Origin of the sequence: Streptomyces sp. NPDC057694, from assembly GCF_042799415.1 — a bacterium.
Lineage (GTDB): Bacteria > Actinomycetota > Actinomycetes > Streptomycetales > Streptomycetaceae > Streptomyces.
This window is the reverse complement of sequence record NZ_JBHVIX010000032.1, coordinates 28,103-47,221: the sequence shown is the minus strand read 5'-3', so window position 1 is coordinate 47,221 and position 19,119 is coordinate 28,103. Positions and strand designations below refer to the sequence as shown.

Genomic DNA, 19,119 nt, shown 5'->3' with positions numbered 1-19,119 from the left:
GTCCCGTTGCCATTTGTGGGGAGGACAAAAAAAAAACTGTTGGTGGGGTTTTTGTTTTGTTTTTTCGGGTGGGGGGGCGATCGGGGGGTTTTTCTGTTCCCACACCGTGCGTTCGTGCCCCACCCCGCGTCTATGGTGACGCCGGTCGCCTGCGCTGCGCCCACGGGCCTGGCCGTCAGCGGACCGCCTGATCCGGTTCACCTGCAGCTACAGATGCGAGGCATCCATGTCGGAAGAAGCTGTCCCGCACCCGCTCGTCCCCTTTCCCCAGGACCGCACGTGCCCCTATCACCCGCCGGCCGGGTACGACCCGCTGCGTGCGGCCCGGCCGCTGACCCAGGTCAAGCTCTACGACGACCGCGCCGTGTGGCTTGTGACCGGGTTCGCGGCGGCCAGGGACCTGCTCAGTGACCAGCGCCTGTCCGCGGACCAGGACAACGAGGCGTTCCCCTCGCCCACGGAGGGCTTCAAGAACCGCGTCCGCGGGCGCCGTCTTTCGCTGCTGGGCATGGACGACCCGGAGCACAAGGCGCTGCGCCGGACGGTGATTCCCACCTTCACGGCCAAACGCATCTCCGCGCTGCGTCCTCGTATCCAGGAGATCGTCGACCGGCTCATCGACGACATCATCGCTCAGGGCCCGCCCGCCGAGCTGGTCAGCGCGTTCGCGCTGCCGGTCTCGTCGCAGGTGATGTGCCTCATGCTCGGTGTGCCCTACTCCGACCACGAGTTCTTCGAGGAGCAGTCGCGTCGTCTGCTGGCCGGACCGACGGTCCAGGACACCCAGGAGGCCGGAGAGCAACTCGACGCCTACCTGGGGGAGTTGATCGAGCTGAAGCAGCGCGAACCCGGTGACGCCCTGCTCGACGAGCTGATTCACGAGCCGTACGCCCGGGGCGACATCAGGCGCGACGAGCTGATCGCGCTCGCGGCTCTGCTGGTCGTCGCCGGGCACGAGACCACCACCAACATGCTTTCTCTCGGGGCGTTCACGCTGATCGAGCACCCCGAACGCCTCGGCGAACTGCGGGCGCACCCGGAGCTGCTCCCGGCGGCCGTGGAGGAACTGCTGCGTTTCCTCTCGGTCGCCGAGGGCGGCATGCGAGTGGCGACGGAGGACATCGAGTACCAGGGCCGCACGATCCGCGCGGGCGACGGCGTCATGATGTCGACGTCCCTCATCAACCGTGACCCCGCGCTGCACCCCGCGCCCGACGAGCTGGACTGGCACCGCGAGGACCGCCACCACCTCGCGTTCGGTTTCGGCATCCATCAGTGCCTGGGGCAGAACCTGGCCCGCGCGGAGATCGAGATCGGGCTGGGCAGCCTGTTCGACCGCCTGCCCGGTCTGAAACTCGCCGCGCCGTCGGAGGAGATCCCCTTCAAACCGGGCACCACACTGCAGGGCATGATCCGACTCCCGGTCAGGTGGTAGGGCGATGAGCATACGGATCGAGATCGACAAGGACCGCTGCATGGGCGCGGGCATGTGCGCACTGACCGTGCCCGGCGTCTTCACACAGGACGACGACGGCCTCAGCGAGGTGCTGCCCGGGCGGGAGGACGGGGCGGGCGAGCCCCTGGTGCATGAGGCCGTGCGCGCCTGCCCCGTGCAGGCCATCGAGGTCGAGGAGATCTAGCCCACGGACAAGCCGGACCGGGGTCGCACCGTCACCGGACGGCGGTGCGGCCCCGGGCCACGGCGGCAGGACGGGCCCTAGGCGAGCACGGTGGGCACCGGGCCGCGCAGGTGCTGCTCGGCACCGGGGGTGGGGCTGGGGAAGGTCACCGCGTCGAGCGTGAGGAACTTGTCGAGGCCCATCACGTGCTGCCCCTGGGCGATGGGCACGCTCTTCAGATACTCCTCCGGCAGGTCGAATGCCTCGGCGAGAAGGGCGAGCCGGGGAGCCAGACGCTCGATGATCCGCTCGACGTTGGTCGGCAGTTCGCGGACATGACCGGGTGTCAGCCGCCCTTCGCTGAGCAGATCGCCGGTGTGCCTGGCGAGTTCCTCCAGCAGGAAAAGTCGGCACAGGTCCTCCAGCAGGGCGCGGGCCGTCGGGTCCGTCGTGATGGCGATCGCCGCGAGGAACGCGTCCGCGGCCTGGAGCCGGGCGTGCGCCGAGACCATTTCGAGGCCGCTGGCGGAGGCGGAGTTCCAGCGGCCCAGCGGGTCGCCCCTGCGGCCCCGGCGCATCGCCGCACGGGCCCGGTCCTGCCAGATGGCCTCGACCCGGCCGTGCAGTTCGCGCAGGTACGACAGATCGTCCAGCGAGCGGTCCTCGGGTGCGCGGTCGTCGTGGCCGGTGCGGTCCACGACGTGCCCGAAGATCATCTCTGAGGCGGCCTTCACCCAGACGACAAGGTTGTCGCCCTCGGCGGTGATACCGCCCTCGATGTTCGAGGGGAGTTCGGACAGCCCGTTGTGCGAGAAGAGACCGTGGGCGCCGCATCGCTCGCGGCACTCGATGGCGATCCCACGGGCCTGCCAGGTGATCCAGCCCTTGGATATGGCGACGAGGCGTTCGGTCTCCTCCTGCTCCTCGGGGGTGTGCGCCACCCAGCGGTCGAGCACGCTGCGGTGCAGGAACGTCATGGCGTAGGCGGTCGCGAGGCAGCTGAGCAGCCGTCCGTGGTGGCTTCGGTGGTCCGCGATCGGGATGCGCCGGCCGGCCTTCGCGCCGGCGATGAGCCGGGTGTGGGAGTGGCGTACGGCGATGGTGAGCGCGGCCCGCGCCATGCCGAGTGTGCCGGCGCTCATGCAGAGCTTGCCGGTGGTGACCCGGCTGATCGTCTTCAGGAATCGCTTGCGCGGGTTGCCGAGGGCACTGACGAACCCGCCCTCGGGGTCGAGATGTCCGTGCATGCCTTCCAACAGCGCCTCGCGCGGCAGCCGTACGTGCTCGAAGGCGGTGACGCAGTGGTCGACCGGTGTGCCGTGGCGGGCGGGCAGCCGGCGTACGTGGATCCCGGGCAGATGACCGAAATCGTCGCTGAGAGGGGTGAGGAACAGGAAGGCACCCTCGTCCTGACCGTCCACCACCAGACGTGCGGCCACCAGGGCGCTCTTGGGTCCACCCGTCGTACTGGTGTTGGGCATGAACTTCTGGGCCCCGGGGTTCGGGGTGTGCAGGTCGAACCCACCGGTGACGTGATCGTACGTGGCGGTGGTCTCCAGCTGGGCGGCGTCGTTGCCGTGCTCCAGCTCGGTGCACAAAAACGTTCCGGTCCGTCTGAGAGTCGTGTAATCGCTCAGGTCCCGGCCGTCGGCGGGGGTCTGATGGTCGAGAAGACTGCCCAGGAACAGGTTGTAGTGGATGCTCTCCAGCGTGCACAGACCGCCGTCCAGGAAGCCCGTCCATTCATGCAGACCGGCCAGCTTCCTCGGGTCCCGGGCCAGGTCCCGAGGATCGGCGACGGCCGAATTGATCTTTCTCAGTCGTGCGTAGGACAGGGCGGTGCGTTCCTGCGCGGTGAGTCCGGGCTGCTGATGGAAGCTCTCGTCGGCGATGAGGGCACGCCAGCCGCTGTGCAGCCGGCTCCGGTCGTGGCGGTCGAACAGGATGTACGTCAACTCTCGGAGGGTCGGCTCCGCGAGGCGGTACTCGTCTGCTGCTCCGATGGTGCCAGGAGCCTGCGGCGGTTGCGTCAGCAGGTTCATAGCGATCTCCACTGTGGGAAGGACGACGACTGGGATGGGGCGGTGGATCCGGACGCACGTAAAGTACGTACTAACCGGTTTCTTTTGCAACGGTCTTTGGCAACAGTTGACCTGCTTGCCTTGTTGATCAAGTCCGTTGGAAACTAAGGGAGTTGCAGGTAGAGGCCCGGTTGAGGCACCTGGCGCAGGTCAGTCATCCCGGTCCATTGAAAAACCGGCTGCGAGGTTTTATTCTGCTCGGGAGCGTGGGCCGATGTGAGGTCCGGGTTCAGGTGCGCCGGCTGGCCGGAATCCGCCATTCCGTCCGCGGGGGCCGTCCCACTAAGATCCGGCATGCCGGTTTGTTGTGACCGGAAAGCTGAGCGGGGGGCGTGGAGGTGGATTGTGGCAAGGCAGGAGCGAGCCGTCCGGACGCGACAGGCGATCTTGGTGGCGGCGGCCGAGGTTTTCGATGAACTCGGGTACGAGGCCGCGACCATCGCCGAGGTGTTGAAGCGGGCGGGTGTGACGAAGGGCGCTCTCTACTTTCACTTCGCGTCCAAGGAGGAGCTCGCCCAGGGCGTCCTCGCGGAGCAGGTCCACGCCCTCCCCGCGGTTCCGCCGCAGGACCTGAAGCTTCAGCAGTCGCTGGACCAGGCGCTGCTTCTCGCCGTTCTGCTGAAGCCGGACACCGGTGACCCGCTCGTCCAGGGCGGGGTGCGTCTGATCGTGGACCAGGGATCGTCGAAGGACGGGATCGACCGCCGGGTCCCGATGGAGGCATGGGTGGCGCACACGCTGGACCTGCTCCAGGAGGCGGCCGAGCGGGGCGAAGTCCTCCCGCACGTGGACCTGAAGTCCCTCGCGGTGCTGCTGGTCGGCGCGTTCACCGGCGTACAGGTTCTGTCGAACATCCTGACCGGCCGGACGGACATGACCGAGCGGGTCACCGACCTGTATCAGCAACTGATCCCGTCGGTCGCGATGCCGAGCGTGCTGGCCCGGATGGACTTCGACCCGGCCCGTGGAGCGAAGCTGCTGGCGGTCATGCAGCAGAAGCGGGACGAGGCCGCCGCCGAAGTGGCGGGTTGACCGAACCACCTGCCTGATCCCACCGGGATGCGGTTTGATCTCCCGTGCACGCGCATGAGTTGGACCTGTGGTGAACACCGACTGATCGGAGTGCACGGATGGAAACAACTGTCTGCCCGTACGCGTTGGACGTCACGGGACGTGATCTCGCTGGTGAGGCCGAGCTGCTGCGCGAGAAGGGCGCGGCGGTCGAGGTCGAACTTCCGGGCAATGTCATCGCCTGGGCAGTGGTGCGTCCTCAGCATGTCAGGCAACTGGTCCTGGACGAGCGCGTCTCCAAGGACGCCCGGTTGCACTGGCCGGCCTTCATCGACGGACGGATCACCGAGGCGTGGCCGCTCTACCCGTGGGTGGCCAACGAGAACATGCTCTTCTCCTACGGCACGGCGCACACGAGACTGCGGCGCCTGGTGGCGGGCGCCTTCACCGCCAGGCGCACCGAGACCATGCGGGCGCGTGTCGAGGAGAACACGCGGGAGCTGCTGGACGCACTCGCCGCGACACCGCCGGGGGAGCGGATCGACCTGCGTGCGCGGTACGCGGACGAGCTGCCCATGCGCGTGATCTGCGACCTGTTCGGAGTGGCCCCGCAGGACCAGAGCACGGTGTGCAGGGCGATGCACACCGTGTTCAGCACCTCTGTCACAGGAGAGGAGATGGCCGCGGCGCAGGGCAGGGTCCTCGGTCTCCTCGCCGACCTCGTGGCGAGCAAGCGGGCCCGGCCGGGCACCGACCTGACCTCCGCCCTGGTCGAGGCCAGAGACGACGGTGACCGGCTCACGGAGGGGGAGCTCCTCGGCACGCTGAATCTGATGATCGCCGGCGGTCAGGAGACCACCAGCACACTCCTCGTCAACGCGGTCGCGGCGCTCCTGTCCGACCCCGAGCAGCTCGAACACGTCAGGGCGGGCCGGGCCGACTGGGACGATGTGATCGCCGAGACCCTGCGGGTGCACGCCCCCGCCGCCTACTCGCCGATGCGCTTCGCCGTGGAGGACATCGACCTGGACGGCGTCCTCATCAAGAAGGGCGACCCGATCCTGCTCTCCTTCGCCGCCGCCGGCCGTGACCGTGAGACGCACGGGCCCGACGCGGCGACGTTCGACGTGCTCAAAGCGGACCGTCAGGACGGTTTGTCCTTCGGGCACGGTGTCCATCGCTGCCTGGGCGCGCCGCTGGCCAAGCTGGAGGCCACGATCGCTCTGCGATCCCTTTTCGAGCGGTTCCCCGGCATCTCCCTGGCCGTCGGCGGCGACGAGTTGGAGCCGCTGGGGTCGTTCATCATCAACGGCTACCGGGAGTTGCCCGTCGTTCTCGGCTGAGCCCGTCCGGCACATGTCCCCGTGGCCCGCTCAGGGCCACGGGGATCTTTGTCGCGCCCGCACCGATCCTCCAGTGGGGCCACAGCCGCTGTTGAGCAGGCGTCGACCGAGGTCCGGGACGGTGACGGCAGGCTGAGGAGGGGCATGAGACACGACAACGTGCTGCCGTCATTGATCCGCGTGGAGCGCGGGCGGGCCACCGCAGAGGAACTCGCAGCTCTCACCGTGCTGTTGCTGGCCCGGAGGGACGCGGACGCACCCGCCGAGGGCGACGACACCCGCGCGACCGCGGGCACCCCCTGGTGGCACCGGGGCGACGCATATCGCGCCCCGGACAGCTGGCGGTGACGTACTCCGGACCGGGGAGGGGCGAACGGGGGAGAGGCGGACAGGGGAGGCGCATCTCAGCTTTACAAACCGCATATGCGGTTTCATAATCTCTCGATGGGGTCCCGAGGCGACTCGGCACACCCAAGGAAGGGACCTGTCATGGTGGCGAGGACTGCTGTGGACCCGGTCGAGGCCGGGCCGACTCTCGTCGGTGGGCGCATCGCGGAGCTGCGCGAGATCAAGGGACGGGCCGTGTCCGGTCCGAGCGAGAAGGCGACCGAGGCGCAGCATGCCAAGGGCAAGCTGACCGCGCGCGAGCGCATTGAACTACTGCTGGACGAGGGCTCGTTCAGCGAGATCGAGCAGCTGCGCCGGCACCGGGCGGTCGGCTTCGGCCTGGAGGTCAAGAAGCCGTACACCGACGGAGTGATCACCGGGTGGGGCACGGTCGAGGGCCGTACGGTCTTCGTCTACGCGCACGACTTCCGGATCTTCGGCGGCGCCCTGGGCGAGGCCCATGCCACGAAGATCCACAAGATCATGGACATGGCCATCGCGGCCGGTGCCCCGCTGGTCTCGCTGAACGACGGCGCGGGCGCCCGCATCCAGGAGGGCGTCTCCGCGCTCGCCGGCTACGGCGGCATCTTCCAGCGCAACTCCAAGGCCTCCGGTGTCATCCCGCAGATCTCCGTGATGCTCGGCCCGTGCGCGGGCGGCGCGGCGTACTCGCCGGCCCTCACGGACTTCGTGTTCATGGTCCGCGGGACCTCGCAGATGTTCATCACGGGCCCGGACGTCGTCAAGACCGTGACCGGGGAGGAGATCACTCAGAACGGCCTGGGCGGCGCGGATGTGCACGCCGAGACGTCGGGCGTCGCGCACTTCGCCTACGACGACGAGGAGACCTGCATCTCCGAGGTCCGCTACCTCCTGTCGATGCTCCCGCAGAACAACCGGGAGAGCGCGCCGCGCGTGCGCTGCGACGATCCGGTGGAACGCCGCGGCGACAAGCTGCTCGACCTGGTGCCCGTGGACGGCAGCCGTCCCTACGACATGGCCGGTGTGATCGGGGAACTGGTCGACGACGGCGACTACCTGGAGGTCCACGAGCGCTGGGCGCGCAACATCATCTGCGCCCTCGCCCGGCTCGACGGCCAGGTCGTGGGCATCGTCGCCAACCAGCCGCAGTCGCTCGCGGGCGTCCTGGACATCGAGGCATCGGAGAAGGCCGCGCGCTTCGTCCAGATGTGCGACGCCTTCAACATCCCGATCGTCACTCTGCTCGATGTGCCGGGCTTCCTGCCGGGCGTCGGCCAGGAGCACGGCGGCATCATCCGGCGCGGTGCAAAGTTGCTCTATGCGTACTGCAATGCCACGGTGCCCCGGATTTCCTTGATCCTTCGCAAGGCCTATGGTGGGGCGTACATCGTCATGGATTCGCAGTCGATCGGTGCGGATCTCACCTACGCATGGCCGACGAACGAGATCGCGGTGATGGGCGCCGAGGGCGCCGCGAATGTGATCTTCCGTCGTCAGATCGCCGAGGCCGTCGACCCCGAGGCCACGCGAGCGCGGATGGTCAAGGAGTACAAGGCCGAGTTGATGCACCCTTACTACGCGGCCGAGCGTGGCCTGGTGGACGACGTGATCGACCCCGCCGAGACCCGCGAGGTGCTCATCCGGTCACTGGCGATGCTGCGTTCCAAGCATGCCGACCTGCCGTCCCGCAAACACGGCAACCCGCCACAATAAGTGCGCTATGAAAGTAGTCTGTTGACGTCGCTGTCCTCCTGGCTATCGGCGTCCCCACGCCCTCCAGGAGGCGCAGCATGGTCAAGCAGGAACGAGCCGCCCGGACCCGGTGTGCGCTGATCAGGGCGGCGGCCGAGGTGTTCGCGGAGGAAGGCTTCGTTGCTGCGTCGCTCAGTACCATCAGCAAACGCGCCGGTGTCAGCAACGGCGCGCTGCACTTCCACTTCGCCAGCAAGCGGGCGCTCGCCGAAGCGGTGGAGGCGGAGGCCGCCGCGACACTGCTGCGGGTCCTTGAGAGGGCGCGGGTCCCGGGGGACAACTCCCTTCAGCGGTTGGTGGATGCCACGCACGATCTGATGGGTCTGCTGGCCCGGGACGTGGTGATGCGCAGTGGCTTCGAGCTCGCCGCCGACCTTGCCCGGCACGCGGAATCCCCGCTGCGCCGCCAGTGGCAGAGTTGGGTCGAGGACGCGCTGCGGGGGGCCGAGCGCAACGGCGTGCTCGCCGACGGGGTGTCGTGGACGGCGGGCGCGTCTGTCATCGTCGCCGCGACCACGGGCTTCGAGGTGCTGGGGGGCACGGACGCCAGCTGGCTCTCCCGGCAGACGGTCACCCGCTTCTGGGAGCTGCTGCTGCCCCGTCTCGTCGACCGGCGGGATCTGGAGGCGCTGGTGTGCGTGGGATCGCAACAGGCCGAGCAGACCGACACGTAAACAGTCCGTGAGGTCTGTTAATTGATCTCGATTCGGCGCTTCCGGTCTTGAGAGCCGTTGCTCAAGAGGGCACGGAGGCCGGCTCGCGAGGCACTGCAACTGCCCTACAACCAGGCACTGTTGACGCTGTGTTGACCCTACCGAGGCTCTCTGGTCTCAGAAAAAAACAGCACGCGCCGTTTTGTATTGACAGACCGGTCGTGCTGTTTTTATTGTGATGCGCGCTGGACAGCCATCGGCGACGGCCCTGGAAAACCCGGAGTACTCGATCGAGGACATGAGATTAGGGAGAGCGCGTGAACATCGAGCTACTGGGCACTCTGGACGTCAGGGAGAACGGCGTCTCCATCACGCCCACCGCGCCGAAGCCGCGGCAGGTTCTCGCCCTGCTGGCCCTCCACGCGGATCAAGTGGTCTCCGTCGCGGCACTGACCGAGGAGCTGTGGGGCGGTGTACCCCCGCGCAGCGCCCGGACCACACTGCAGACCTACGTGCTTCAACTGCGCGAACTCATCACAGCCGCCCTGGAGCACGGCCGGCCCGAGGAGGGAAAGCGGCGCACGGCCAAGGACGTGCTGGCCACCTTGCCGGGCGGATATCTGCTCGACAGCGGTGACGGCACGAGCGACATCAGGGAGTTCGAGCGGCTGGCGGGCGTGGGCTACCGGGCGATCGACGCGGGTGACTTCCAGGGCGCGGTACGGCAGTTGAGGAAGGGGCTCGAACTGTGGACCGGCCCCGCCTTCGCCGACGTACAGCTCGGCGAGGTGCTCCAGATGGAGGCCAAGCGCCTCGACGAGACCCGGCTGTGCGCCCTCGACCAGCGCATCGAGGCGGATCTGCGGCTGGGCCGCCACCGCGATCTGCTCGCCGAGCTCACCGTCCTGGTCAATCGCTATCCGACGCATGAGAACCTGCACGGCCAGTACATGCTGGCCCTGCATCGCTCCGGGCGGCGCAGCGAGGCGCTGGCGGCCTATCAGCGGGTGCGCACCACCCTCGTACGGGAGCTGGGACTTGAGCCGTCGGCCGACCTGCGCAGAATGCAGCGGCTGATCCTCATGGCCGCCCCCGACAGCGCGCTCGACTCCGCCTCGAACGGTGGCGGCGAGCGACTGGTGCGGAGCAACTGAGGGCGCACGAATTTCCCGAACCGAGGCGCGAGTTCGCGGGGTCGTAGGCGATCGACCGCATTCCGGTGAAAACCTTCTGCCGGACCGGTGCTCACGACCAGTGGATCTTTATCCGTGCATTCGTTTTCTCTCCGTGCGCCTTGTTCTGGTGGTCCGTCCTTCGAGGTTTGCTCGAACTCCACTGAAGAAGTCGGCACTTCGGTAGCGGGTGGGGCTAGCCTGCCAATTCGCCGACGACTTTCCGCCATGCGGGAGAGCCCGCGACGAACGGAGGAAGCCATGGAGATTCGGGTTCTGGGTCCGCTGTGTGCCACCGTGAACGGCGGGTCGATCGTCCCCACCGCCGGTAAACCCCGGCAGGTACTCGCCCTGCTCGCGCTCTATCCCAGCCGTGTGCTGCCCGTGGCCACGCTCATGGAGGAGATATGGGGTACGGAGCCCCCGCAGAGCGCGATGACCACGTTGCAGACGTACATCATGCAGTTGCGCAGATGCCTCGGTACGGCGATGGGACCGGACGAGCCGAAGGACGCGAAGAACGTGCTGGCCACCCGGCACGGCGGCTACCTGCTGCAGATCCCGCAGGATTCGGTGGACGTGCACGCCTATGAACGCCTGGTCGCCTCGGGTCAGGAGGCCTTCGAGGAGGGCGAGGACGAAAAGGCCGCCCAGCGCTTCCGGCAGGCGCTCGCCCTCTGGCAGGGGACCGCGCTGGTGGACGTACGGCTCGGACCGGTCCTCGAGATAGAGGTCATGCGCCTGGAGGAGTCCCGCCTGGTCACCGTCGAGCGGCGGATCGACGCGGATCTGCGGCTGGGGCGGCACGCCGAACTGCTCGCCGAACTCGTCGATCTGATCGCACGCCACCCGCAGCACGAGGGCCTGCACGCCCAGGCGATGGTGGCCCTGTACCGGTCCGGCCGGCAGGCAGCCGCGCTGGAGGTGTACCGCAAGATGTGGCGGCGGCTGACGGAGGACCTGGGTGTGGAGCCCTCGCCGCAGCTGCAGCGTCTGCACCAGGCCATCCTCTCGGTCGACCCCGAACTCGACGTGGTGGCCGGCCCGCGGCGCGGCTCCACCTTCGACCGGTACGCGGCCTGACGGCTCCGGCCGTTCTCAACCGCCGTTCGAGAGCGTTCGGCGATCCTCGGAGTCTGCCCTCCGCGCGATCAGAGGCGCAGGGGAGGAGGACGCCATGTCGGACGAACCGCCGGTGCGGCTCTACGGTTTCGCGCACTCCGGCGGGACCTTCGACCACTGGGCGGCGAACGTCGGCGCCGGTGTGGAGCCGGTCCAGGTGTCCCTGCCGGGTCACGGCCGGCGGCGCCGCGCGTCGCGGGTGCACACCTGCGAGGAGCTGCTCGCCGAGATACTGCCCCGCCTCGCCGACCCGCGGCGGGGGGTGTTCGTCCTGTACGGGCACGGCCTCGGGGCGCTCGTCGCCCTCGCCGCGACGCGGGCCCTGCACGAGGCGGGTCTGCCCGGCCCCGCGCTCCTCGCCGTGGGCGCCTGGCCGCCGCCGCACAGCGAGGAGGGGGTGTGGCAGCGGGCCGCACTGCCCGTGTCGCACGCAGACCTCCGACTCGCCCGCTCCCTGCAGGAAGCGGTCCGTGAGCCGATGACGGCCGGCCCACTCGCCACTCCGCTGCTCGTCGTCGCCTCCGAAGGCAACGCGCTGGCACCGCCCGCGATCGCCGACGACTGGCGCCGATGGACCGAGGGGCCCACCTGGCTGCGGACCGTCCCGGGGCGGCACTACTTCGTGCGCGGTCGCGAACTGCCGCGGCTCCTGGGACGGGCCTGCCGGATCACCGGACGTCTCACCCGCCGGACCACGTCGGCCGCCTGAGCCCCGCGGCGCATGTCCCCGAATTCCCGCTGTCCGGATTCCCTTTGGAAAGCGACGGCGTGGTGCGAAGAGAAAGGTGTGCAGATGTCTGCTGAGCATGCGGACTGGACGACACACGACGTACAGGTGGACGCGCCGGCGGGGGTGGTCTACACACTCATGGCCGACGCCGAGAACTGGCCTCTGTACTTTTCTGAGAACGTCCACGTGGAGCGCCTGGAATTCGACGGCGAACACGAGCGGCTGCGCATGTGGGCCCTCATGGGAGGCCGGCTGGAATCGTGCATCATGCACCGGCGCCTCGATCCGGTGGAGCGCCGCATCGACTGGTGGCACGAGCAGCCGGCCGCCCCGCTCGACTTCATGACCGGCGCCTTGAGCGTGCGTGCCGAGGGACCGCGCACCAGCGCGGCGCACGTGCGGCACACCCTCGGCGTCGTCGACGACCGGCCCGCGGATCTGGCGTGGGCGCGTGACGCTGTCGACCGCAACAGCCGTATCCACCTCGCCGACCTCAAGGGGCTGGCCGAGCGATGGACGCGACTGGACGAACTGACGCTGGCCTTCGAGGTATCGACTCGTGTCAACGGCTCCCCGGAGCTGGTCTACGACTTCCTCTACCGGGCTGCCGACTGGCCCGGCCGGGTGCCTCACGTCGCCCGCGCCGCTCTCGTCGAGGACGTGCCCGGGGTGCAACACCTGATCCTCGACACGCATACCGAACACGGCGCGCAGACCACGGAGTCGGTGCGGATCTGTTTCCCGCACGCGGGTCGCATCGTCTACAAGGAGACGGCGCCCGCGGCCCCGCTGGCGGCGCACATCGGTGAATGGTCCGTCGCCCCCGACGAGACAGGCGTGAGCGTGAGCATGCGGCACCGGGTCGCGCTGCGCGACGGGCACGGCGGCACCGCGGGTCCGGACGGGCGCGCGGGCCTGGCCGACGTGCGGCGGCAGGTGCACCGTTCGCTGTCCGAGGCGAGCCGGACCCTGCTCGCCCTCGCCAAGCAGCACGCGGAGAGCGCTGTGCGCATGCTGCGGCAGGAGGGGCTGCCGGGTCTCGACCGCGGGCCCGCCCTCGGGCGTCGCTCGGACGCCGCTGCACACCCGCTCGGGAGATCGGACGCCGTCGCGCCGGGGCGCTAGCGTGCAAGTCCGACCCTTGTCGATCCGGCACATCGAGGGCCGCCAGGGAAGAGAGGCAGTTTCCACACGGTGGACAGAGAGGAGCTTGGAGTGCCCGGCCGCGCGCAGCGGACCGCGCACCCCGGACATCATGACTGTTCACCCCTCCTCGAACGCGTCGATCTGTGTGGTGGTGGAACCCGGGTCCGCTCCCTACCCGACGCCGTGGCCCCTCGAACTGCACGGAACGCTCGACGTCGTCGCCCTGGAGAAGAAACTGGGCGAACTCGCCACCGACGGACCGGACCACCGGGCCGTGCGCTACCGGCTGTCGCGGCACGGCCCCGACCACCACACCCTGCGGTTGTCCGCGGCGCGCGGCGTCTCCGGGGCCCGTGTCTCCGGCTGTGTCGCCGATCTGCTCACCGAGCCGCCCGTCGCCAGGCGCCCGCTGACCGCCGCCCAGCACGCCGTCCGAAGACCCGGGGGAGAGCAGCGGTACGAGGCCGTCGTCATCGAGCCGCAGTCCCCGCCGGAGGCGAGCGTGCTGCGGGAGGCACTGCGCGCCGTCGTCGCCGCCCACCCCCAGTTGCGCTCCCGCCTCGACGGCAGGGGCACCTGGCGCAGCGACGCGGTCGCGTCCGCCGACCCAGGGCCGGATCCACTGGTGGAGGGAGAGTTCACCGACGAGGACTCCTTCGCCGAGGAGCTGACCCGCGCAGGCCGTAGCGTCGACGCGCGTACCGGTGTGCAGCTGCGGGCCCTCCTCGCCCGGGACCGCAGGCCGGACGGGCCGCGCCGGGACCGGTTCGCGCTCATCCTCCACGAACTCGCCGCGGACGCCGAGTCCTGGCGCATCCTGATCGACGATGTGACGGCCGCCCTCGACGCGACCGCCGACGGGGACCCGCCGAGGCCGAGCCGCCTGCCGGACGGTCTGGCCGACTGGGTCGCCGAACTGCGGGCGGTGGCCCGTGACACCGATGAGGCGCGGCACTGGGGCGCCGTGGCCGCCCGCCGGGGGACGCGGGCGGCAGGGCACCGGCCGGCTCCGTCCGGTGTCGCGCGGCGCAGCGCCTTCGTGCTGTCCGAGGGAGCGACCGAGCGGATCACCGGCGGCCTGGCCCGGCGGCTCGCGCTGACCGCTGGGCAGGTGCTGACCGGGGTGTTCGCCCTGGCCCTCGCCCACTGGTACGACCGCGACGAGGTCGACTTCGACGTCTGGGGCGACCCCCGGCCGGACCGCCCGGGGCTGCTGCGGCAGGTCGGCAGGCTCACCGATCCCTATCCGGTGCACCTCGCCCCCGGCCGCGGGCCCGACCCCCTGCGCCGGCTGGACGCCCTGGCCGGCGCGCTCACGGCCTGCGCGGGGCGGGCCGCGGGCGGCGCGGGCTTCGGGGCCTGCCGCGCATGGAGTCCCGACCCGCTGCTGCGGGACGCCCTGACCGAACTGCCGCCTTCCCAGGCCTGTCTGATCCTGCACGGCGCGGGGGAGCCGTTGCGCGTCCGCGCGCGGACCGCGGCCGGCGCCGCCCAAGCGAGGCCCGGCCGACCGGTCGAGGTACGGGCCCGGGTCATCGGCGGCAGGCTGCACATCGACCTCGACTGGGTCGCCGACGCGCGGCTCGGCGACGCCCGGGTCCACGAGCTGGAGCGGCTCTTGCGCGAGCAGTTGGAGGAGCTGGCCGCGCTGCCCGCCGCGCCGGCCGGCATCACCTTCCGGCCCACCGCCCAGCAGACGGCTCTCTGCACGGGCGGCGAGGCGGAGCCCGGCACCGGCCGCCACGTCGAGCAACTGGTGTGGGTGTGGCACGGCCCCCTCGACGCGGAGCGCTTCGCGGCGGCCTGGCAGTCGGTCTTCGACTGCGAGACGGTGCTGCGCACCGCGTTCACCGGCGGTGGCGAACTGTTGCTCGCGCTGCACCAGCGGGTGGTGCCCGAGATCAACCGTCAGGTCTGTGACGACGCCGGCTGGTCCCCGTTCCTGGAACACGACCGGCTGCGCGGATTCGACCTGAGCCGCCCCGGAGCGCTGCGTGTGACGCTTCTGGAGACCGGGCCGACGGCCGCGCCCGACGGCCGCGTCGCCCCCACGCGGATCCTGCTGACCTACCACCGGGCCCTGATCGACAACTGGAGCGCACACCTGCTGGTACGCGAGTTCTACCGTGCCTACTTGACCGGGGGAAGCCTGCCCGGCGGCGAGCGCCGTCCCGATCTGCGCGACTACACCACCTGGGTCGCGGCCCAGGACCTCGAGCCCGCCCGGGGGTTCTGGCGGAGCCTGCCCGCGCCCGACGGCGCCGCATCCCGGCCCGGCAGGGCCGCGGGGCCCACCGGCCTGACCGGCATCGGCCGGTCCCGGCTGCGCCTCGATCCCGAGGCCACCACCCGGCTCGCACACTGGGCGGGTATCTGGGGCACCGCCGAGAGCAGCGTGCTGCAAGCCGTGTGGTCGATGCTCCTGTACCGGGCCAGCGGCGCGCAGGGACCGGCCCAGGTCTGTTTCGCGGTGACCGTGTCCGGGCGCGGCATCTCGCTGGACGGCGCGGCCCGGATGCCCGGCCCGCTGCGCAACGCGCTGCCGATGACCGTCGAGGTGGACCCGGCGGGGTCGGTGCCGCAGTTGCTGCGGCATCTGCGTGACCGGGCCCTGGACATGGCCGCCTACGAGTGGGTGCCCGCGGAGTTGATCCGTGACTGGACCGGCGCCCGGCACACCCATCCCGCCGATACAGTCCTGGTGTTCGAGGACCCGCCGCATCCGGTGCAGGGCCTGGAGGACCAGCTGGCAGCCCAGGGCATCCAGGCCGAGTTCACCGGCACGCTGCCCGCCCGTTCCGTGCTGCCCGTCGGACTGCTCGCCCACCACGACAGCTCGGGCGCACTCGTTCTCACGGGTGTGCACGACCGGGCTGTGCTGGGGGAGGAGGCGGCAGCCGAACTGCTGGCCCAGAGCGCCCTGTTGCTGTGCGAACTGCCCCTGATGGCGGGCGAGTCCACGACGGTGGCCGAGGCCATCCGCCTGCTGGAGAGCACCGCCGTGCCGCACATGGCACAGGTGCCCGAGACCGGCTCCGCGGGCGGCACCGACCTGCTGGTGACGCTGCGTGCGGCGCGCGAGGAGGGGGCGGGCACCATCTGCCTGATCCCGCCGTCGGGCACGCCCGCGCACTGCTACGACCTGATGGCCTACACCTATCAGGGGCCTCAGAAACTGTTGGTGCTGACCACCGTCGCCGACGGCACCGAGGCCGCCTTGGCCGCGCTCGGCGACGATCCCTTGCTGCTGCTCGGTGGGTTCTCCGGAGCCGGTGTGTTCGCCTGCGACCTTGCGCGGCGCATCGCGACCGTCGGTGGGCGTCCGCCCAAGGTGGTGCTCGCGGGTGCGGTCGACGACGAGTGGCACCGGGCCCACAGCCTGTCGGGGGCGCTGGCCGCCGCCTGCGCGCCGCGGAACTGACCCACCGCCTCGGCCCCGGCCGGGGGCGATCCTCGACCGCCTCGCGAGTGGATCTTGCCAGTCTGTGCGGACAGATCCGAGCGGACCGGCGAGAGGGCGGACATGAGACGGTGGTTGCGGGCGGGCCGCGCGCTGTTGACGTGCCGCTTCCTGCGCTCGGCCTGGCGGTCCCTGAAGATCACGGGCGCCGTCCAGACCGGACCGTGGATGTACCACTTCGTGACGTCCGCCAGCACGCCGGAGCCGGGGCCCCTCGCCCCGTCCGCGCACTTCGGGCCGCCGCCCGGACATCCGGAGCGCCTGCGCCCCGACCTTCCACTCACCGAGGAGGAGAGCAGCCTCGACCGGGAGCTGTGGCCCGCCCACGACGGCGTACGGCCTCCTGACGAGGGGCCTTGACCCGCGCGGCGGGCCGGCTCACCACTCGACCAGCGCGAAACTCGCCGCCATGCCGCCGCCGAAACCGGCCAGCAACAGAAGTTGTCCCGGCCGGAAGGCGCCTGCCCGGGCGGCCGCGTCCAGGGTGATCGGGATGGAGGCGGCCCCCGTGTTGCCGTAGTGCGTCAGCGTCCGGTGCGTGGTGGCGCGGGGCATGGCCAGGTCCTCGACGACCTCGTCCAGCATGACGCCGTTGGCCTGGTGCGGGATGAAGTGGCTGATGTCCTCCGGGCCGACACCCGCCTCGTGCAGGAACCTTTTGACCAGATGCGGCAGTTGCTCGACGACGAAACGGCGCACCGCCCGTCCGTCCATCGCGAAGTACTGCAGCCCGGCGTCGAGCCCGTCGGCCTCCAGCGGCAGTCGGCTGCCGCCCGCGGGCACCTGGATCAGGCCCGACAGTTCGCCGAACGTATGCAGTGCGACATGCCGCACGCGAGGGCCGCGGCCGGTCGTGCCGAGCACGATCGCGCCGGCTCCGTCTCCGAACAGGACGACCGTCCTGCGGTCGGCCGGGTCCAGGATGCGCGAGTACACATCAGCGCCGATGATCAGCGCGTGACCGCCCCGGTGCTCCAGGGTTCCGCCGACCGCGGAGAGCGCGAACACCGTGCCGGAGCACACCGCGTTGACGTCGAAGGCCGCGGTGCCGGGGGCACCGAGGTGATGCTGTACGTAGGCTGCCGTGGGCGGCTGTGGCCGGTCCGGCGTGGACGTGGCGACCGCGATCACGGACAACTGCTCGGCGGTGATGCCGGCCGACTTCAGCGCGGCCCGCCCCGCCGCCGTGGCCAGGTCCGATGTGGCCTGGCCGGGGGCCGCCCAGCGACGCTCCCGGATCGCGGTCTTGCGGGTGATCCAGGCCGCGTCGACCCCCGCAGGCGCACCGACTTCGTCGTTGGAGACGATCCGGTCCGGTACGTAGGCACCCGTGCCGATGATCCTGACGTCGGTCATGCGACTGCCCTCCCCTTCCGTGGTTGGAATGAGCTGTGCGTGCTGGTGCCGGGGCGTGCCGGTGTGCGGCCCCGGCGTTCTCGACGGTGGGCAGCCCGCGCGGGCTGCCCACCGTCGAGAACCGCGAACGGCTTCAGCGCGCCTGGTAGATGCGCTTGTGGCCGCTGATCCCGGCCAGCCGGAAGGACCCGGTCGTCTGCTCCGGGGTCGAGTGGTCGCCGCCGTCCGTGGGGAACGCGCGCTCGTGCAGGGCGCGGTAGCCCGCGTAGTCGACGGGCCGGCGCCGGCCGATCGCCTCGCGGTGCCCCTGGGTGCGCAGGCGCTCCCGGTACCCGGCGACCACGGTCCCGGCGAAGAACTCGGCGACGCTGCCGGAGCCGTAGCTGAGGAAACCGACGAGCCGCCCGGACAGGTCGTCCGCCTGGTCGAGCAGTGCGGCAAGACCCAGGTACATCGAGGCGGTGTAGCTGTTGCCGACCACGGTGTTGTAGGCCGTGGTCGGCGCGATGGCGCGGGCGATGTCGTCCTTGTCGGCGTCCTGGCCGCAGTACTCCAGCAGATGGCGGTGCGCCTTGTGGGCCATCTTCGTGAACGGCTGGTGGTAGCAGAACGCGGCGAAGTCCTCCAGCGCGTGGCCGCCCTGCTCCGTGTAGTCCTTCCAGACACCTTCGACCGCCTGCAGGTACGCGGCGATCGACTCCTGTCCGTCGACCAGCGCGGTGTCGCGGTAGTTGGGCCGCCAGAAGTCCATGACGTCGGCGGTGAAGAGTCCGGAGGGGTCGTCGATCCGGACCAGGGCGGGATCGGCCGAGACCAGGATGGCCACCGCTGCCGCGCCCTGGGTCGCCTCGCCCGGACTGTCGAGGTCGTACTTGGAGACGTCGCTGGCGATGACGAGGACCTGCTGTCCCGGATCGCGACGCACCAGGCCGATGGCGAACTGCAGGCCGGCCGTCGCCCCGTAGCAGGCCTGCTTCAGCTCGACGACCCGGGTCGCCGACGGCAGCCCGAGCAGCGAATGGACGTACACCCCGGCCGACTTGGCCTGGTCGATCGACGACTCCGTGGCGAACACGACCGTGCGGATCAGGTCGCTGCCGTGCCGGGCGACGATGGGCGCGGCGGCCGAGGCCCCCAGGGTCACGATGTCCTCGTCGGCGGCGGGGACACTCATCGACTCCTGGCCGATGCCCACGTGGTACTTGCCGATCGCGGTGCCGTTGTGCGCGGCGAGTGCCGTGTGCGGCAGGACGAACTCGGTGGTCGCGAACGACAGATCGTGGATTCCGATGGACAGGGACATGG

Annotated in this window: 16 protein-coding genes; 13 read left to right on the top strand and 3 right to left on the bottom strand. The window is 70.2% G+C overall.

Features of this window, described 5'->3' with window-relative positions:
• The first annotated feature begins 226 nt into the window (after positions 1–226).
• Together ACFVDP_RS39480 and ACFVDP_RS39475 are read left to right on the top strand one after the other, a co-directional pair.
• A complete protein-coding gene (locus ACFVDP_RS39480; protein ID WP_383501157.1) occupies positions 227–1,435 on the top strand; it encodes a cytochrome P450 in 1,209 nt (402 codons plus the stop codon).
• Between the two features lie 10 nt (positions 1,436–1,445).
• Positions 1,446–1,640: a ferredoxin gene (locus ACFVDP_RS39475; RefSeq protein ID WP_383501229.1), complete on the top strand. Its 195-nt coding sequence runs from the start codon at positions 1,446–1,448 to the stop codon at positions 1,638–1,640.
• Between the two features lie 77 nt (positions 1,641–1,717).
• Here the strand turns inward: ACFVDP_RS39475 and ACFVDP_RS39470 are convergent, their stop codons facing one another.
• Positions 1,718–3,661 (bottom strand): acyl-CoA dehydrogenase, encoded by a 1,944-nt coding sequence (locus tag ACFVDP_RS39470; protein ID WP_383501154.1) that lies wholly within the window; start codon positions 3,659–3,661, stop codon positions 1,718–1,720.
• Positions 3,662–4,045: 384 nt separating this feature from the next.
• Between ACFVDP_RS39470 and ACFVDP_RS39465 the strand changes: the two genes are divergently transcribed.
• From ACFVDP_RS39465 to ACFVDP_RS39415, 11 genes are all read left to right on the top strand, one after another.
• A complete protein-coding gene (locus tag ACFVDP_RS39465) occupies positions 4,046–4,732 on the top strand; it encodes a ScbR family autoregulator-binding transcription factor (protein WP_383501151.1) in 687 nt (228 codons plus the stop codon).
• A gap of 98 nt (positions 4,733–4,830) precedes the next feature.
• The gene (locus ACFVDP_RS39460) at positions 4,831–6,054 is read left to right on the top strand and encodes a cytochrome P450 (protein ID WP_383501149.1); all 1,224 of its coding nucleotides are present in this window, start codon (positions 4,831–4,833) and stop codon (positions 6,052–6,054) included.
• Positions 6,055–6,198: 144 nt separating this feature from the next.
• The gene (locus tag ACFVDP_RS39455) at positions 6,199–6,402 is read left to right on the top strand and encodes an acyl-CoA carboxylase epsilon subunit (protein ID WP_383501146.1); all 204 of its coding nucleotides are present in this window, start codon (positions 6,199–6,201) and stop codon (positions 6,400–6,402) included.
• A 141-nt stretch (positions 6,403–6,543) separates the two neighbouring features.
• Positions 6,544–8,136, top strand: a complete 1,593-nt coding sequence (locus tag ACFVDP_RS39450) for an acyl-CoA carboxylase subunit beta (RefSeq protein ID WP_383501143.1) — start codon at positions 6,544–6,546, stop codon at positions 8,134–8,136.
• A 77-nt stretch (positions 8,137–8,213) separates the two neighbouring features.
• Positions 8,214–8,849 carry a ScbR family autoregulator-binding transcription factor gene (locus ACFVDP_RS39445; protein ID WP_383501140.1) on the top strand — a complete coding sequence of 212 codons (636 nt, stop codon included), beginning with the start codon at positions 8,214–8,216 and terminating at the stop codon, positions 8,847–8,849.
• A gap of 296 nt (positions 8,850–9,145) precedes the next feature.
• Positions 9,146–9,982, top strand: coding sequence for a BTAD domain-containing putative transcriptional regulator (locus tag ACFVDP_RS39440; RefSeq protein ID WP_383501137.1), 837 nt, complete (start codon positions 9,146–9,148; stop codon positions 9,980–9,982).
• Between the two features lie 279 nt (positions 9,983–10,261).
• Complete coding sequence (locus ACFVDP_RS39435) at positions 10,262–11,083, top strand: BTAD domain-containing putative transcriptional regulator (protein ID WP_383501134.1); 822 nt, start codon at positions 10,262–10,264, stop codon at positions 11,081–11,083.
• A 94-nt stretch (positions 11,084–11,177) separates the two neighbouring features.
• On the top strand, positions 11,178–11,831 hold the full coding sequence (locus ACFVDP_RS39430; RefSeq protein ID WP_383501131.1) for a thioesterase II family protein: 654 nt from the start codon (positions 11,178–11,180) through the stop codon (positions 11,829–11,831).
• 84 nt (positions 11,832–11,915) lie between these two features.
• A complete protein-coding gene (locus ACFVDP_RS39425) occupies positions 11,916–12,977 on the top strand; it encodes an SRPBCC family protein (RefSeq protein WP_383501128.1) in 1,062 nt (353 codons plus the stop codon).
• A 130-nt stretch (positions 12,978–13,107) separates the two neighbouring features.
• Entirely contained in the window at positions 13,108–16,419 is a 3,312-nt protein-coding gene (locus tag ACFVDP_RS39420; RefSeq protein ID WP_383501124.1) for a condensation domain-containing protein, read from the top strand.
• Between the two features lie 102 nt (positions 16,420–16,521).
• Positions 16,522–16,818 (top strand): DUF6059 family protein, encoded by a 297-nt coding sequence (locus ACFVDP_RS39415; protein ID WP_383501121.1) that lies wholly within the window; start codon positions 16,522–16,524, stop codon positions 16,816–16,818.
• A gap of 18 nt (positions 16,819–16,836) precedes the next feature.
• Here ACFVDP_RS39415 and ACFVDP_RS39410 read toward each other — a convergent pair whose 3' ends face one another.
• Both ACFVDP_RS39410 and ACFVDP_RS39405 read right to left on the bottom strand, forming a co-directional pair.
• On the bottom strand, positions 16,837–17,814 hold the full coding sequence (locus tag ACFVDP_RS39410) for a 3-oxoacyl-ACP synthase III family protein (RefSeq protein WP_383501118.1): 978 nt from the start codon (positions 17,812–17,814) through the stop codon (positions 16,837–16,839).
• A 133-nt stretch (positions 17,815–17,947) separates the two neighbouring features.
• Positions 17,948–19,117, bottom strand: a complete 1,170-nt coding sequence (locus tag ACFVDP_RS39405) for a hydroxymethylglutaryl-CoA synthase (RefSeq protein WP_383501115.1) — start codon at positions 19,115–19,117, stop codon at positions 17,948–17,950.
• Between the last annotated feature and the right edge of the window lie 2 nt (positions 19,118–19,119).